12 protein-coding genes are annotated in these 14,273 nt (G+C 63.8%); 9 read left to right on the top strand and 3 right to left on the bottom strand.

Annotated features, from left to right (window positions below; translation table 11 throughout):
• Positions 1-241: 241 nt before the first annotated feature.
• Both AC3ITY_RS21520 and AC3ITY_RS21525 read left to right on the top strand, forming a co-directional pair.
• Complete coding sequence (locus tag AC3ITY_RS21520; RefSeq protein WP_489304803.1) at positions 242-1,588, top strand: hypothetical protein; 1,347 nt, start codon at positions 242-244, stop codon at positions 1,586-1,588.
• A gap of 35 nt (positions 1,589-1,623) precedes the next feature.
• A complete protein-coding gene (locus tag AC3ITY_RS21525) occupies positions 1,624-3,873 on the top strand; it encodes an Ig-like domain-containing protein (protein WP_489304805.1) in 2,250 nt (749 codons plus the stop codon).
• Between the two features lie 537 nt (positions 3,874-4,410).
• On the opposite strand, the gene AC3ITY_RS21530 is transcribed toward AC3ITY_RS21525, so the two are convergent.
• Positions 4,411-5,862 (bottom strand): FAD/NAD(P)-binding protein, encoded by a 1,452-nt coding sequence (locus AC3ITY_RS21530; protein ID WP_489304807.1) that lies wholly within the window; start codon positions 5,860-5,862, stop codon positions 4,411-4,413.
• Positions 5,863-5,876: 14 nt separating this feature from the next.
• The gene (locus AC3ITY_RS21535; RefSeq protein WP_489304808.1) at positions 5,877-6,440 is read right to left on the bottom strand and encodes a helix-turn-helix domain-containing protein; all 564 of its coding nucleotides are present in this window, start codon (positions 6,438-6,440) and stop codon (positions 5,877-5,879) included.
• An 84-nt stretch (positions 6,441-6,524) separates the two neighbouring features.
• Here AC3ITY_RS21535 and AC3ITY_RS21540 point away from each other — a divergent pair, with 84 nt between their 5' ends.
• The 7 genes from AC3ITY_RS21540 (at position 6,525) to AC3ITY_RS21570 (ending at position 13,683) form a co-directional block, all read left to right on the top strand.
• On the top strand, positions 6,525-7,460 hold the full coding sequence (locus AC3ITY_RS21540) for a DMT family transporter (protein WP_489304809.1): 936 nt from the start codon (positions 6,525-6,527) through the stop codon (positions 7,458-7,460).
• A 159-nt stretch (positions 7,461-7,619) separates the two neighbouring features.
• Positions 7,620-10,538: a monovalent cation/H+ antiporter subunit A gene (locus AC3ITY_RS21545; protein WP_489304810.1), complete on the top strand. Its 2,919-nt coding sequence runs from the start codon at positions 7,620-7,622 to the stop codon at positions 10,536-10,538.
• Positions 10,538-10,882, top strand: a complete 345-nt coding sequence (locus AC3ITY_RS21550) for a Na+/H+ antiporter subunit C (protein ID WP_007973781.1) — start codon at positions 10,538-10,540, stop codon at positions 10,880-10,882. Before AC3ITY_RS21545 ends, AC3ITY_RS21550 begins: the two co-directional genes overlap by 1 nt.
• Positions 10,879-12,564, top strand: coding sequence for a monovalent cation/H+ antiporter subunit D (locus tag AC3ITY_RS21555; RefSeq protein WP_489304812.1), 1,686 nt, complete (start codon positions 10,879-10,881; stop codon positions 12,562-12,564). Before AC3ITY_RS21550 ends, AC3ITY_RS21555 begins: the two co-directional genes overlap by 4 nt.
• Positions 12,561-13,049: a Na+/H+ antiporter subunit E gene (locus AC3ITY_RS21560; RefSeq protein WP_489304813.1), complete on the top strand. Its 489-nt coding sequence runs from the start codon at positions 12,561-12,563 to the stop codon at positions 13,047-13,049. The genes AC3ITY_RS21555 and AC3ITY_RS21560 overlap by 4 nt, the downstream gene beginning before the upstream one ends.
• Complete coding sequence (locus AC3ITY_RS21565; RefSeq protein ID WP_007986253.1) at positions 13,046-13,324, top strand: K+/H+ antiporter subunit F; 279 nt, start codon at positions 13,046-13,048, stop codon at positions 13,322-13,324. The genes AC3ITY_RS21560 and AC3ITY_RS21565 overlap by 4 nt, the downstream gene beginning before the upstream one ends.
• Positions 13,321-13,683 carry a Na+/H+ antiporter subunit G gene (locus tag AC3ITY_RS21570; protein WP_007973772.1) on the top strand — a complete coding sequence of 121 codons (363 nt, stop codon included), beginning with the start codon at positions 13,321-13,323 and terminating at the stop codon, positions 13,681-13,683. Before AC3ITY_RS21565 ends, AC3ITY_RS21570 begins: the two co-directional genes overlap by 4 nt.
• A 147-nt stretch (positions 13,684-13,830) precedes the next feature.
• Here the strand turns inward: AC3ITY_RS21570 and AC3ITY_RS21575 are convergent, their stop codons facing one another.
• Entirely contained in the window at positions 13,831-14,268 is a 438-nt protein-coding gene (locus AC3ITY_RS21575; protein WP_489304814.1) for a DUF3995 domain-containing protein, read from the bottom strand.
• Between the last annotated feature and the right edge of the window lie 5 nt (positions 14,269-14,273).

A 14,273-nucleotide genomic window follows, 5' to 3' on the forward strand; every position in this document is an offset into this window, starting at 1 on the left:
GCCCACGCATGGCCGTTTGCCCGGTGTACTACGACCCCCTCCCGCCCCGCGCCCCCTATCCACCCCCAAAACTGGGGAAAGCCGCCCGCGCCCCAGCCTCCCGGTCTGTCACCCGCGACTGCGCCAATGCCTTTGCTCCGGGCTTCCCACCGGCGTTTTCGCTGATTGGTATGGAAGTTGCCGAACTCCCTGCCAACTGACCCATCCCCAAGGGGCAGGTACTTCGATAGAGGGAATACTCATGCACCCTTTACTGCGCAAAACCGCGACCGCCCTGGCCGTAACCGCTCTAGCCCAAGGCATTGCCCAGGCAGCGCTGTTTGCCGTAGACCCCGGACCCTACCTGCCAACCAATGGCAATTTCGCCGCCTGGTATCAAGACAGCCATGGCCGAACCCTTGACCTGTGTTTATCCAAGGCTGTCAGTTCCAGGGTTGCCAGCGCGCTGGGTGCCCCGACTTACATGTGCTCGTTGATCCCGAACCCCGGTATTTTCGACGACACTCAACCGTTGGTCTTCCCGACCAATTTCCCCGACGAAGCGTTCTGGGCCACAGGCGAAACCACCATCGTCGATGCCGCCCGAGGCATCGACCTGACCTATGTCTCGGCGGTTGAGGCAGCCTTCAGTGGCGGCGATCCACTGGAGGGCGACCAGATCAGCTTCGCCCGTATCCGTATTCGCATCGACGTGCCCACCGCCGGTACTTATGTCATCACCCACCCCTACGGCGTCGAAGTGTTCAATGTCGACACTCCCGGCCGGCGGGCGATCAACATGACCCGGGACATCGGCATCGGTGCACCAAAAACCTACGGCGGCGCGCTCAAGGGCGACGTCGGGCCGTTCCTGCGCAGCGTCAATGGCCCCTACACCGAGACCAACCCGACCACTGGTCAGACCGAACAATTCGTCGGCGATCCGAACCTCACCGAAGCCGTCACTGGCAGCCCGTTCAACACCAACTACGTGCGTATCGAAGGCCCCAATGGCCTGGACTTGCGCACCAATCTCTTCGCCGTATCCGGCAAGTTGTCGACGGTGATCCGGCCGACCCCGGTGATCGCCGAGCGCAGCACCTACTCGCGACAGGCCGGCACCAGCGCCCCGGTGGCCCAGCAGGACGTGTTCGTGCTGGCCCCGCCACCACCGGCCAGCGTGACCCTGGACAGCAACAACCCGGTGCTGAACTTCACCGAAGCGAACACCACCGGCCACTGGTATGCGCAGTCGCCGAACAATCCGACGCTGCCGAGCACCTTGCAGGTGACCGCCGACAACCACCTGGCCATCGCCAGTAGCACGCCGACCACCTTGCCCATGCCGCTGACCGACCTGGTGACGATTTCACGCGCCGAGTACAGCCTGAGCACCGGGCAAATTACCATCGTGGCCTCGACCAGCGATGAAACGTCGCCACCGGTACTCACCGCCACCTCCGGCACCGGTATCGCCATCGGCGCCCTGAGTGGTGACGGCGCGGTGAAAAGCCTGGCCACCGGCATCTCGCCGATTCCGCCAGCCCAGGTTCGTGTGTCGTCGTCCAATGGCGGCAGCGATACCGAAGAAGTGGTCATCGTGCAATGAACGCCCACATGCCCGGTTCCTCATCAGGAGGCATCATGAACAAATGGCCACGCCTGGCGCTCAACACCCTGGGACTGACTCTATCGCTGTCCGGCAGTGCCTTCGCGCAACTCGCCGCCGTCGATCCCGGCCCCTACACCTTTGCCACCGGGAAATTCCCGATCTGGTATCAGGACAACAATCTGTTGTCGATGGAGCTGTGCCAGTCACGCGCCGCCAGCTCGCGGGTGGCAGCCAGCGTGCCACCGGCCTACATGTGCACCCTGCTGCCGACACCTGGCGTTTTCGACGACACCCTGCCGATGGTGTTCCCGGATAACTGGCCAGACGAAGCCTTCTGGTTCCTTGCCGAGACCAGCATCCCCAACAACACCGCCGGCTATGGCATGGACGCCTATGTCGCCGGGATCGAGGCTGCATTTGCTGGCGGCAACCCGCTCGATGGCGACCAGATCAGCTTCGCGCGGATTCGTATGCGGGTGAACATTCCCGTTGCCGGGACCTACATCATTACCCACCCCTATGGCGTGGAAACGGTCAACGTCACCACCCCCGGCCGCCGGGCGATCAACATCACCAGGGATGTCGGCGTCGGTGCACCGGGGGTTTTCAGCGGTGCGGTCAACGGGGCGATCGGGCCGTTCCTGCGCAGCGTCAACGGCCCCTACACCGAGGTGAACCCGGACACCGGCGCCGTCGAAACCTTCGTCGGCGACCCGAACCTCACCGAAGCCGTGACCGGCAGCCCCAACAACACCAACTTCGTGCGCATCCAAGGCCCGGCCGGGACCCTCCAGACCAACCTCTTCACCCTGTCCGGCAAGGTGCTCGACAACCGCGCGCAAACCGCGGTGGACATGACCCGTGCCACCTACCGCCGCATAGCCGGCACGGGCGGCAACAACACCCGGGTCGAAGTATTTGCCAAAGCCGCCAACGGTTCGACCCTGTGCTTTCGCGAAAGCATCGCCCTCGTTCCCGGCCCGCCTGTGTCGCCTTGCCAGACCTCCATGGTGAGCGATAACAACGGCGTGTTCTTCGCCCAGCATCTGCTGGCCAATGGAACCGTGCCGCCGGTCGTGGTGGTCACCGCCACCAACCCCGCCGGGACCACCCGCCCGACTGCGGTGTCGAGCAAGCTCTCGGACGTGGTGAAAATCCAGACCGCTCGTTATAGCTGGAGCAACCACAGCCTGCTGATCGAGGCCACCTCCACAGACGAAGTGGTGGTACCGGACATGGTCGCCCAGGGTTACGGACGGCTATCAAAAATCGGCACCCTGCAACGCCTGACGGTGGCTGACCTGACCCAACCCCCTGCAACCGTTACGGTCAAGTCCGCCGCCGGCGGCAATGACACCGAGCCGGTCGTAGTTGTCGGCACTGCACCGGACACCGGCGCGAACCAGGCACCGATCTCCGTCGCCGATACCGGCGGCACCAGCTTCGGCGTGCCGATCACCCTCAACCTGCTGGCCAACGACAGGGACCCGGACGGCAATACGCCGCTGAGCATTACCGCGCTAACCCAACCGGCCGCCGGCCAGGGCAGCGTGGCATTGAGCGGCACTACGGCGGTGGTCTACACCCCTCCCGCTGTCGTCAACGCGCCGCTGACCACGACCTTCACCTACAAGGCCCAGGACGTCAAAGGCCTGGCCTCGACGACAGCGGCAACCGTGACCATTACCGTGGCGCCTAACCGGCCTCCGGTGGCAGTCGCCGATGCAGTCACGACACTGGGTGTGGCGATTCCAATCAACGTGCTGGCCAACGACAGCGACCCGGAAGGCAATGTGCCGCTAGCGGTCGCCAGCTTCACTCAACCACCGGCAGGTCGCGGCACCGTCAGCAGTAACGGCACGGTGCTCACCTATACCCCACCGGCCACCATCACCACGGCCTTCACCACGACCTTCACCTACATCGCCCGGGACAGCTTCGGCGCCCAGTCGACGTCGCCGGCCACGGTCACGGTGCAGGTCTCGCCACGGCCTGCTGCGGAAACCTTCGCAGTGACCACCGCAACGGTGAGCGCCCGTTCCAATAACCGCTTCACCTGGAACTTTGCCGGCACCTCATCGGTGACCACCGGCAACACCATCACCATCAAGGTCACCACGCCGACCGGGCTCGTCACCCTGGGCACCACCACCGTACCGGGGAACGGTCGCTGGCGGTTGACGGTGAACAACACCACCACGGTCGTACCGTCGGCGAACCCGACCGCCACGATCACCTCGTCCCAAGGCTCCGTGCGGACGGTGCCGGTGATCGCCAACTGAGCCCACGCCCCATAAGTCACGTTGGTTGATGGGGCCGGCTTCAGCCCCATGGAAAACCGCGGCCTCGGGTGGGGGGCCGCGGTTTTTTGCCAGGTGCATTGATGGAAGCAATCCAGCGGTGGTCTAGCTACCAGACCTGGACCGGTGCCCGACCAAGCTCAATCCTGCAGTTGGACTGGGTGGCATCTGAAAGAAAATGGTCGGCTGTCAGGCCGCCTCGCGAGCAAGCTCGCTCCTACAGGGCCGAGCGTTAGCTCGCCTGCAGCTCTTGATCTTGATCCACCCGCCCCCTCGGCAGGCTGAGCGGAGGTGTTCATCCGGGGATGGGCGCGCAGCGCCGTTCGACGCAGTCGAACTCATTGCATGTAGGTCGCGCGAAGCCGACCGGAGGGCAATGCCCCCGGATGAATGCCAGAGCGAAGGAACCCCGAGCCTTGGCGAGGGGCCGGACGTTCGGGGCGAGCGTTTTTTTGCTTACTTTTTTTAGGCGCTTGTAAAAAAAGTGAGTCGCCGTCAGGGCGAAACCGCCAGCCGCCGTTACCGCAACAACGGATATGTACTCATACCCACAACCTGATCGACGAGTCCCGTCAGCCGCCCGGCCAACGCCTTGGCCTGGCTAGCCACGTCGGTGACGGCGGTACTTTCCCACCACATACCGCGCAAAGGCGGCCCCATGGCAAACAAACGGCTGGCGGGCAGCCCCTCGGCATTCAGGACCGCGCCATCGACCGCTGCCGCGATGCCCAAGGCCAACGGCCCCGGCCGAACCAGGCCACGGGCGAGCAGTTGCCGGGGAAGCGGCCGCGCAACCCGGCGCCAGTCGTACTCGATACCGCTTGAGTTGATCAGGCCGGCACCGCTGACCACACAGGTGTGCGCCTCGCCGCGCCGTCGAAGGCGAATACTCACCTCGCCATTCAGCGAAGGCTCAAGCCCCTTGAACGAGGCCGCATGAATACGCAATCGCCCTTCTTTATATAAGCGCTCCACCAGTTCGGCGCTCAAGGGCGGCGAGCGGTGGTGATGGCTTTCCCACCACGGCCGCACATGCCGCACGAACTGCCGACGTTGCACGTCCGTCGCCTGATGCCACAAGCGGCCGATGTGTGCCCGCACCGTGTCCAGCGGCGCCTGCCAGTCGATGCCCTGGGCGATGGCGTCCCGGCAGTGCCGACGCAGTTCGCGCATCAACTGGCGGGGTGTGCGGATGCTCTGATCCTCAGCGAGAAAATCCACCCAGGCCGGAGGCTGGCGCCGCACATGGGGCAGCAGGCCATGGCGGGAAAACACTTCGATCGGGCCGCGATGCCCGGCCTGTTCCAGGGACACCACGGCGTCGACCATGGTCAGGCCCGAGCCGATGATCATGACCGTCGATTGCGGATCGAGCCGCTGCATGGCCGCCACGTCCCACGGATCGAGGGCGGCCGCATTCAAACCGCTGGACCGGGTTTGTGGCGTACGCGCCGCGGGAAACATCCCGGTGGCCAGTACCGCAAAAGCGCCCTGCAAGCATCGGCCATCACTCAAGGTCAAGCGCACGGCGTCGGCATCGACTTGCAAATCGACCACTTCGGCCTGCACATGTTCGACCGTCGAACCGTTCAAGTCGCCCACCACCTGCGCTTCGGCCAGGCGCTGCCGGGCGTACAGGCCGAAAATCCCCCGTGGCGGAAACAGTTCGCTGATCGGCACGTGCTGCTGATCCGATTCCGGCCAGCCGCCAGCTTCGATGTACCCGGTCAACCATTGGGTCAGGTCGTCGGCGTTGTCCGGGTCGACACTCATCCGCGCCGCATTGCCGTTGAGCGTATGGCCCAGTTCCACCGCACTATAGGCTTCGCCCCGCCCCAACTCGGCCCGGGGCTCGATCACCAGCACCCGGCGCCGGCCCGGCAAACGCATCAATTGCGCCGCCAGCAGCGCGCCACTGAGGCCGCCGCCGACAATCAGGATGTCGGCGTCATTGGTCAAGGTCTGGCCCATCGTGCACTCCCTGTTCAGATCACCACATTACGCACAAACTTCGCCGCCACCGCCCCGTCGTTGCGATAACAGTGCGGCTGGTTGCTGGCGAACATGAAGAATTCACCCGCCGCGATATTTTGCGCCTGGTCGCCGAGCATAACGGTCAGGCAACCTTCGAAGACATAAATCTGCTCGCTCCAGCCATCGGCGTCCGGCTCCGACGGATATACCTCGCCCGGTTGCAGGCACCACTCCCACTGCTCGACTTCGCGGCTGGCGTGGGCTTTGGAGAGCAACACCGCTTTACTGCCGGGGATCGTGCCGGTCCAGGCCAGCTCGTTGATACGGCTGGGATCGCGGGCGTCGGGCGCCTGGATCAAATCACTGAAGGCGACGTCGAGGGCTTCGGCCACGCGGTCGAGGGTGGCCAGGCTGACGTTCTTTTCCCCCGCCTCGATCGCCACCAGCATTCGGCGGCTGACACCGGACTTTTCGGCCAGCGCGGTCTGGCTCAGGTCGGCGGCATGACGCAAACGACGGACGTTTTGACTGACGTGCTGGAGGACCGAAGCCCGTTGGGTAGAATCTTTGTGCACTATATTGCTCACTGAGTGGGGTTGGGCAGTATACTGCGCAACATTCGGCGCATTGTGCGTCTCCCTCCAGTAGCGTGCAAGGTCATGACGTCGGTGAACTCCCCAAAGGCTCCCTCCCGTTTTACAAGGTTCAGCAAGGCCGAATGCGTGCTGGTGCTGATCACCATGGTCTGGGGCGGTACCTTCCTGCTGGTACAGCATGCGATGACCGTCAGCGGCCCGATGTTTTTCGTCGGCCTGCGCTTTGCCGCCGCCGCGAGCATCGTCGCACTGTTTTCCTGGCGTCACCTGCGCGACCTGACTCTGTTCGAACTCAAGGCCGGAGCGTTTATCGGCGTGGCGATCATGCTCGGCTACGGCTTGCAGACGGTCGGGTTGCAGAGCATTCCCAGCAGCCAATCGGCATTCATTACCGCGCTATACGTGCCTTTCGTGCCGTTGCTGCAATGGCTGGTGCTGGGACGGCGTCCGGGGTTGATGCCGAGCATCGGCATCATGCTGGCCTTTACCGGGTTGATGCTGTTGTCCGGGCCGGCCGGTGCGTCGTTCAACTTCAGCCCCGGTGAAATCGCCACCTTGATCAGCGCCGTGGCCATTGCGGCCGAGATCATCCTGATCAGCACCTATGCCGGCCAGGTCGATGTACGCCGGGTGACGACGGTGCAACTGGCGGTCACTTCGGTGCTGTCGTTCCTGATGGTGGTGCCGACCAACGAGGCGATACCGGACTTCTCCTGGTTGCTGCTGTGCAGCGCATTGGGCCTGGGGGCCGCGAGTGCGGCGATTCAGGTGGCGATGAACTGGGCACAGAAAAGCGTGTCACCGACCCGCGCCACGCTGATCTATGCCGGCGAGCCGGTTTGGGCCGGGATTGTCGGGCGCATTGCCGGGGAACGTTTGCCGGCGATTGCCCTGGTCGGGGCCGGGTTGATTGTAGCGGCGGTGATCGTCAGTGAGTTGAAGACAAAGGGCAAGGCTGCGGCGGCCGAGGAAGAACTGGAAGAGGAAACTCAGCGATAAACCACAGGTTCTGTATGGCCGGATAGGCCGCCCCCTCTCTGAAACAATGTGAATCAGGACTTTTCCGTCTACCGTGTAGGATTCTGCGACAGCTTGGCGTTTGGTGATCCGGGAACTGGCACGTATGATGCTTCACAAACTTCCGCAGATTAGAAGCCTATGTCCCTGATAGTTCTACTGCTTCTGCCTTTCATAGGTAGCTGTTTGGCGGCCGTGTTGCCGCACAATGCACGTAACGCCGAATCCCTGCTGGCTGGCCTGATCGCCCTGATCGGCACCCTTCAGGTCGCATTCCTGTACCCGCAGATCGCCCATGGCGGCGTCATTCACGAAGAGTTTTCATGGCTGCCCAGCCTGGGCCTGAACTTCGTCCTGCGCATGGACGGTTTCGCCTGGCTGTTCTCCATGCTGGTGCTGGGCATCGGCACTCTGGTTTCGCTGTACGCCCGCTACTACATGTCGCCGAACGATCCGGTGCCACGATTCTTCGCGTTTTTCCTGGCCTTCATGGGCGCCATGCTTGGCCTGGTGATCTCCGGCAACCTGATCCAGATCGTGTTTTTCTGGGAACTGACCAGTCTCTTCTCGTTCCTGTTGATTGGCTACTGGCACCATCGCGCCGATGCCCGGCGCGGTGCCTACATGGCGTTGATGGTGACCGGTGCGGGCGGTTTGTGCCTGCTGGCGGGGGTCATGCTGCTCGGCCATGTGGTCGGCAGCTATGACCTGGACAAGGTCCTGGCCGCCGGTGACCTGATTCGCGCCCATGCCCTCTACCCGATCCTGTTGCCCCTGATCCTGATCGGCGCCCTGAGCAAAAGTGCGCAATTTCCCTTTCACTTCTGGCTGCCCCACGCCATGGCCGCGCCGACGCCCGTGTCGGCGTACCTGCACTCGGCGACCATGGTCAAGGCCGGGGTCTTCCTGCTCGCGCGGCTATGGCCATCGCTTTCGGGCAGTGAAGAATGGTTCTACATCGTCAGCGGCGCCGGTGCCTGCACCCTGTTGCTCGGGGCGTACTGCGCGATGTTCCAGAACGACCTCAAGGGATTGCTGGCCTATTCGACCATCAGCCACCTGGGCCTGATCACCCTGTTGCTTGGCTTGAACAGTCCGCTGGCCGCCGTCGCCGCAGTGTTCCACATCCTCAACCACGCGACGTTCAAGGCCTCGTTGTTCATGGCCGCGGGCATCATCGACCACGAAAGCGGCACCCGCGATATCCGCAAACTCAGCGGTCTGTACAAGCTGATGCCGTTTACCGCCACCCTGGCGATGGTCGCCAGCGCCTCGATGGCCGGCGTGCCGTTGCTCAACGGCTTCCTGTCCAAGGAAATGTTTTTCGCCGAAACCGTATTCATCAATGCCACGCGCTGGGTCGAACTGAGCTTGCCGATCGTGGCAACCATTGCCGGTACCTTCAGCGTCGCTTACTCCCTGCGTTTCACCGTGGATGTGTTCTTCGGCCCGCCCGCGACCGACTTGCCCCACACGCCCCACGAGCCACCGCGCTGGATGCGCGCGCCGGTCGAGTTGCTGGTGTTCACCTGCCTGCTGGTGGGGATCTTCCCGGCCCAGATAGTCGGCCCGCTGCTCGCTGCCGCGGCGCAACCGGTGGTCGGCGGCACGCTGCCCGAATACAGCCTGGCCATCTGGCACGGCCTGAACGCGCCGATGATCATGAGCCTGATCGCCTTGTCCTGCGGCTCCGTGCTCTATCTGCTGCTGCGCAATCAATTCAAGCGCGGGCGCTTCGACCGTCCGCCCGTCGTCGGGCGCCTGGACGGCAAGCACCTGTTCGAATACGCGCTGGTCGCGATTGTGCGCCTGGCCCGTCGCCTGGAGCCCAGGATTGGCACCCGGCGCCTGCAAATGCAGTTGTTCCTGGTGGTGCTCGCCGCCGTGCTGGCGGGGTTGATTCCCATGTTGCACAGCAGCCTTCACTGGGGTGACCGGCCGAAAATCCCCGGGTCGATCGTGTTCGTCACCTTGTGGTTGCTGGCCATCGCCTGCGCCTTGGGCGCGGCCTATCAGGCCAAGTATCACCGGCTCGCGGCCCTGACCATGGTCAGCGTCTGTGGCCTGATGACCTGCGTCACCTTCGTCTGGTTTTCGGCGCCGGACCTGGCCCTGACCCAACTGGCGGTCGAAGTGGTGACCACGGTGCTGATCCTGCTGGGCCTGCGCTGGCTGCCACGGCGGATCGAGGAGGTCTCGCCGTTGCCGGGCAGTCTGCGCCGGGCGCGGGTGCGGCGTATCCGCGACTTGCTGCTGTCGACCGCGGTCGGTGTCGGCATGGCGTTGCTGGCGTACGCCATGCTGACGCGCCAGACCCCCAACGACATTTCCTCGTTCTACCTGAGTCGTGCCTTGCCCGAAGGCGGCGGCAGCAACGTGGTCAACGTGATGCTGGTGGATTTCCGTGGCTTCGACACCCTCGGTGAAATCACCGTGCTGGTGGCCGTGGCCCTGACCGTGTTCGCCCTGCTGCGCCGCTTCCGTCCGCCGAAGGAAAGCCTGCAACTGCCGGCCCAGCAACGCTTGCTCGCGCCGGATGTGGTCACCGACCTGGTCAACCCGCGCCACGCCAGCGACACCGCGCTCGGCTTCATGATGGTGCCGGCGGTGCTGGTGCGCCTGCTGTTGCCGGTGGCGCTGGTGGTGTCGTTCTACCTGTTCATGCGCGGGCACAATCAACCGGGCGGCGGTTTTGTCGCCGGGCTGGTGATGTCGGTGGCGTTCATCCTGCAATACATGGTCGCCGGCACGCAGTGGGTCGAGGCGCAAATGAGCCTGCGGCCGTTGCGCTGGATGGGTACCGGACTGCTGTTTGCCACGGCCACCGGGCTGGGGGCGATGCTGGTCGGCTATCCGTTCCTGACCACCCACACCTGGCATTTCTCGTTGCCGCTGCTGGGTGACATTCACCTGGCCAGCGCGCTGTTCTTCGACATCGGCGTGTACGGCGTGGTGGTCGGCTCGACCCTGTTGATCCTCACCGCCCTCGCCCACCAATCGGTGCGCGGCCACAAAACCGCCGCCCAGCCCAGATCCGTTGTCACCAAAGGAGCCGTCTGATGGAAGAAGTCATCGCAATCGCCATCGGCGTACTGGCCGCGTCCGGCGTCTGGCTGATCCTGCGTCCACGGACGTTCCAGGTGGTCATGGGCCTGTGCCTGCTGTCCTACGGCGTCAATCTGTTCATCTTCAGCATGGGTAGCCTGTTCATCGGCAAGGAACCGATCATCAAGGACGGCGTGCCGCAGGATCTGTTGCACTACACCGACCCACTGCCACAAGCACTGGTGCTGACGGCGATCGTCATCAGCTTTGCCATGACCGCACTGTTCCTGGTAGTGCTGCTGGCCTCCCGAGGCCTGACCGGCACCGACCATGTGGATGGCCGGGAGCCCAGGGAATGATGGCGATGACTCACCTGATCGTCGCGCCCATTCTGCTGCCGCTGCTGACCGCCGCGATCATGCTGATGCTCGGTGAGAAGCACCGGCCGCTCAAGGCGAAGATCAATCTGTTCTCCAGCCTGCTCGGCCTGGGCATTGCCGTGGCGTTGTTGCAATGGACACAAACCACCGGCGTGCCCGGCTCCATCGGTGTGTACCTGCCAAGCAACTGGCAAGTGCCGTTCGGCCTGGTGCTGGTGGTCGATCGCCTGTCGGCGCTGATGCTGGTGCTGACCGGCATCATCGGCGTCAGTGCCCTGCTGTTCGCCATGGCACGCTGGGACAGCGCAGGTTCGAGTTTTCACGCGCTGTTCCAGATCCAGTTGATGGGTCTTTACGGCGCGTTCCTCACCGCGGACCTGTTCAACCTGTTCGTGTTCTTCGAGGTGCTGCTGGCCGCGTCCTACGGGTTGATGCTCCACGGCTCGGGCCGGGCGCGGGTGTCGTCGGGGCTGCATTACATCTCGATCAACCTGTTGGCCTCGTCGCTGTTCCTGATTGGCGCGGCGCTGATCTATGGGGTCACCGGCACGCTGAACATGGCCGACCTGGCGGTAAAGATCCCGCTGGTGTCCGAAGCTGATCGCGGCTTGCTGCACGCCGGTGCGGGGATCCTGGCCATCGCATTCCTGGCCAAGGCCGGCATGTGGCCGCTGAACTTCTGGCTGGTGCCGGCCTATTCCTCGGCCAGTGCGCCGGTGGCGGCGATGTTCGCGATCATGACCAAGGTCGGCGTGTACACCTTGCTGCGCCTGTGGACGCTGCTGTTCTCCGCCCAGGCCGGGGCATCGGCGTTCTATGGCGGTGACTGGCTGATCTACGGCGGCATGGCGACCATCGTCTGCGCTGCCATGGCGATCCTCGCTGCGCAACGCCTGGAGCGCATGGCCAGCCTGAGCATTCTGGTGTCGGCGGGCATTCTGCTATCGACCATCGGTTTCGCCCAGCCGAACCTGGTCGGCGCGGCGCTGTTCTATCTGTTCAGCTCGACCCTGGCGTTGAGCGCGCTGTTCCTGTTGGCCGAACTGATCGAGCGCTCGCGCTCGGCCAACGAAATCCTGCTCGAAGACGAAGCCGAACTGCTGCCCCGGCCACTGGAATCCCTGCATCCGCCCAAAGGCACCAACCTCGACGACGACCAGAAAGCCGTGGTCGGCCAGGTGATTCCCTGGACCATGGCCTTTCTCGGCCTGAGCTTCATCGCCTGCGCCTTGCTGATCATCGGCATGCCGCCGCTCTCCGGCTTTATCGGCAAACTGGGGCTGATCGGCGCCCTGCTCAATCCATTGGGTCTGGGCAACAGCGGCGACCAGCCGATTTCCAGCGCAGCGTGGTGCCTGTTGGTGTTGTTGATCGTGTCCGGGCTGGCATCGCTGATCGCGTTCTCGCGCCTGGGCATCCAGCGCTTCTGGACGCCTGCGGAACGGCCATCGCCCCTGCTGCGACGCTTGGAATGCGTACCGATCTTCGCCCTGCTGGGCTTGAGCATTGCGCTGACCTTCAAGGCCGATCCGCTGCTGCGCTACACCCAGGCCGCCGCCGATGCCTTGTACAACCCGCAGCAATACGTGATGGCGGTGCTCGACACGCGCGTCGTACCGAACCCGCCGGCCCATGCGACCACGCTGGAGGTGCAGCCATGAAGCGCCTGTTTCCGGCACCCTTGCTGTCGCTGGCCTTGTGGCTGCTGTGGTTGCTGCTGAACCTGTCGATCAGTCCCGGCAACCTGCTGCTGGGTGCGGTGCTGGGGTTCTGTGCGCCATTGATGATGCGCAGGCTGCGTCCGCTGCCGGTGCGCATCCGTCGCCCTGGCGTGATCCTGCGCCTGGTCCTGCTGGTCGGGCGCGATGTGCTGGTGTCCAACCTCGCCGTGGCCTGGAGCGTGCTCAATGCGGGGCGCCGCCCGCCCCGCTCGCAATTCATCAAGGTGCCGCTGGACTTGCGTGACGCCAACGGTCTGGCCGCGCTGTCGATGATCACCACGGTAGTGCCCGGTACGGTCTGGTCGGAGCTGGCGCTGGACCGCAGCATTTTGCTGTTGCACGTCTTCGATCTGGACGACGAGGCGCTGTTCATCCAGCACTTCAAGGCGACCTACGAACGCCCGTTGATGGAGATCTTCGAATGAGCCCCTTGCTGTCGAACGCGATCCTGCTGAGCCTGTTCTTCTTTTCCCTGGCGATGATCCTGACCCTGATCCGCCTGTTCAAGGGGCCGTCGGCCCAGGATCGGGTCCTGGCGCTGGACTACCTGTACATCGTCGCGATGCTGATGATGCTGGCGTTGGGTATTCGCTATGCCAGTGACACCTACTTCGAGGCGGCGCTGCTGATCGCCCTGTTCGGTTTCGTCGGTTCGTTCGCCCTGGCGAAATTCCTGCTACGTGGTGAGGTGATCGAATGAATACGCCATTGTCGTTGTGGGTGGAGATCCCGGTGGCGATCCTGCTGGTGCTCGGCAGTCTGTTTGCATTGATCGGCGCCACCGGCCTGCTGCGCATGAAGGACTACTTCCAGCGCATGCACCCACCAGCCCTGGCGTCGACGCTCGGGGCCTGGTGCGTGGCGCTGGCTTCGATCATCTACTTTTCGGCGCTCAAGTCCGCGCCGGTATTGCACGCCTGGCTGATTCCGATCCTGCTGGCGATTACCGTGCCGGTGACGACCTTGCTGTTGGCCCGGGCAGCACTGTTTCGCAAACGCATGGCCGGGGATGATGTGCCGGCCGAAGTGAGCAGCCGGCGGACCGAGAGCGGTAGTTAGCCCAAAGTTTTGTATCGACTGGACCGGCCTCTTCGTCGGATCGCCACCCGGACCAAGCCCGCTCCCACAGGGATTGCGCTGAACCCTGTGGGAGCGGGCTTGCTCGCGAAGGCTATAGACCAGCCAACACAGCAAGACCGGTCTGCCTCAGACCCAGGCCACCGCCAACAACCCGGCCCCCAGCACCACACACAACGGCGAATAAACCCAGGTGTCGAGCCGGGCAAACTTCGAGCCTTTGACCTCTTTGAAAAAACCCACCAGCTCCGAATCGCCAATGGCCCGGGCAAACAGCAAAATCGCGATCGCGCTGATCACCCACTGCAACGACCGGTGATGCAACGGTGGCAGGCACCAACCCACCCGCAAGCACACCAGCACCGCAATCAACAGCAACACTCCGGCCACCACCAGCGTGATCCAGCCTCGTGGCTTGAACGCTGGCCTCAGTTGTGCGCTGCCCTCCTGCGGTACTTGCGGGACCGCCGCCACCGCCGCCCACTCGCCACCCAACGCCCAATACACATGCACCAGACTGATCACGGCGAAGATCGTCACCAGCGATTGAGCCAACAGCAAGGTCATGGTTC

Source organism: Pseudomonas sp. GL_091, assembly GCF_057837725.1.

Bases quoted from the DNA above. Each gene is read 5' to 3' on its own strand.
- AC3ITY_RS21520 (WP_489304803.1), top strand. From the start codon at position 242: ATGCACCCTTTACTGCGCAAAACCGCGACCGCCCTGGCCGTAACCGCT.
- AC3ITY_RS21525 (WP_489304805.1), top strand. From the start codon at position 1,624: ATGAACAAATGGCCACGCCTGGCGCTCAACACCCTGGGACTGACTCTA.
- AC3ITY_RS21530 (WP_489304807.1), bottom strand. From the start codon at position 5,862: ATGGGCCAGACCTTGACCAATGACGCCGACATCCTGATTGTCGGCGGC.
- AC3ITY_RS21540 (WP_489304809.1), top strand. From the start codon at position 6,525: ATGACGTCGGTGAACTCCCCAAAGGCTCCCTCCCGTTTTACAAGGTTC.
- AC3ITY_RS21545 (WP_489304810.1), top strand. From the start codon at position 7,620: ATGTCCCTGATAGTTCTACTGCTTCTGCCTTTCATAGGTAGCTGTTTG.
- AC3ITY_RS21550 (WP_007973781.1), top strand. From the start codon at position 10,538: ATGGAAGAAGTCATCGCAATCGCCATCGGCGTACTGGCCGCGTCCGGC.
- AC3ITY_RS21555 (WP_489304812.1), top strand. From the start codon at position 10,879: ATGATGGCGATGACTCACCTGATCGTCGCGCCCATTCTGCTGCCGCTG.
- AC3ITY_RS21560 (WP_489304813.1), top strand. From the start codon at position 12,561: ATGAAGCGCCTGTTTCCGGCACCCTTGCTGTCGCTGGCCTTGTGGCTG.
- AC3ITY_RS21565 (WP_007986253.1), top strand. From the start codon at position 13,046: ATGAGCCCCTTGCTGTCGAACGCGATCCTGCTGAGCCTGTTCTTCTTT.
- AC3ITY_RS21570 (WP_007973772.1), top strand. From the start codon at position 13,321: ATGAATACGCCATTGTCGTTGTGGGTGGAGATCCCGGTGGCGATCCTG.
- AC3ITY_RS21575 (WP_489304814.1), bottom strand. From the start codon at position 14,268: ATGACCTTGCTGTTGGCTCAATCGCTGGTGACGATCTTCGCCGTGATC.